The organism is Mesorhizobium sp. M7D.F.Ca.US.004.01.2.1 (assembly GCF_003997785.1).
Classification (GTDB): domain Bacteria; phylum Pseudomonadota; class Alphaproteobacteria; order Rhizobiales; family Rhizobiaceae; genus Mesorhizobium; species Mesorhizobium loti.
Map to the genome: position 1 here is coordinate 1 of NZ_RZRQ01000648.1, position 1,367 is coordinate 1,367.

The following is a 1,367-nucleotide window of genomic DNA, read 5'->3' on the forward strand; positions in this document are numbered from 1 at the left end:
GTCTTCTGTCGTCTGCGCGCCTTCGACAAGGCGCCTGATAACCGCATCGGCGAATACGGGCTCGACGCCAATGACAGCTTCGCCATGACGCTGGATTTTTCCAACGGTGCCTTCGGCGTGGTGCATGCCAGCCGCTGGGCATCAGGCCATCTCAACGAGCTGCGCCTGCGCATCTATGGCGATAAAGGCGGCATCGAGGTGGTGCACAATCTCGACGGCTCGGCGCTCAAGGCCTGCGTCGGCGAGAATGTCGAGAACGCCAAATGGGAAGAGCTCGACGCCGGCACGGTGGCGACCAACTACCAGCGTTTCGTCGATGCGGTGCGAACTGGCGTGCAGGCCGAACCGTCGTTCCGACACGCCGCTGAGTTGCAGAAGGTGCTCGATCTGGCCGTCGTCTCGGACGAGAAGCGTGCCGAGCTGCGGGCAAGTGCGGATACGCAGTAGGCTTGGGTTCCGCGAGGCGCTGCCAATCTCGCGGCCAACGCGCAATTCTTTCAATCATTTCTTGAAATGAGGATTGGCCGTTTCGTGATTTGATGGCGTCGGAGAACAGGGGAGACGCCATTGACCGATTTCATCGGACTGCCGAAAGCCGAAGTGCACATCCACGTAGAGGGCTGCTTCGAGGCCGATGATGTGATCAGGAACTGCGAGGAAGCCGGCATTCCGCTGCGTGCACCGCGCGACAGGCTCTTCGAAGCTCATGACCTCAAGAGCTTCCTCGAGATGCTCGACTGGCTGTGCGGGACGTTCCGGACGCGCGAGCAACTCGCCACCACGGCCTACAAGTTTGCACAGCGCATGGGTCGAAGCGGTGTGCGTTACGCCGACGTCATCGTCAACCCGACGCATTGGCCGCATTGGCATGGGAATATCCCAGGGATGATCGACGCATTCGATGCTGGTTTCGCGGCCGCCGAGCAGGACGGACACCCGCCGGTCGGGCTTTGCGTCAGCCTGCTTCGCACCCAGTCGGCGGCGGATGCGATCGAGCTGGTCGAGTTGCTGAGCGAAATCAGACACAAGCGCGTCGTTGCCCTGTCGATCGACGGGAACGAAGCGGCCGCCGGCCGCACCGGCCCGCGCTTCGCCGAAGCGTTTCGCCGTGCCGGCGCGGCAGGCTTGCGGCGCACCGTTCATGCGGGCGAGTCGAGCGGCCCGGAAGGTGTTCGCGACGCGATCGAACTGCTTGGCGCCGACCGCATCGACCACGGCGTGCGGGCGATCGAAGACCCGGACCTTGTCGACCTGCTGGCGCAGAAGCAGATTCCCCTAGGCGTCTGTCCGATCTCCAACGTGGCGCTCGGCGTGTATCCGTCGCTTGCCGAACATCCGCTCGACGCTCTGCGCAAGGCCGGTGTCCC

At 63.6% G+C, this 1,367-nt stretch carries 2 protein-coding genes; both read left to right on the top strand.

Features of this window, described 5'->3' with window-relative positions; genetic code table 11:
• Nucleotides 1-447: Gfo/Idh/MocA family oxidoreductase (locus EN993_RS35825; protein WP_245469076.1), on the top strand; the 447-nt coding region annotated here is incomplete at its 5' end.
• Between the two features lie 120 nt (nucleotides 448-567).
• Nucleotides 568-1,367, top strand: an 800-nt coding sequence (locus tag EN993_RS35830) for an adenosine deaminase (protein ID WP_127266244.1), incomplete at its 3' end; no start/stop codon positions are given.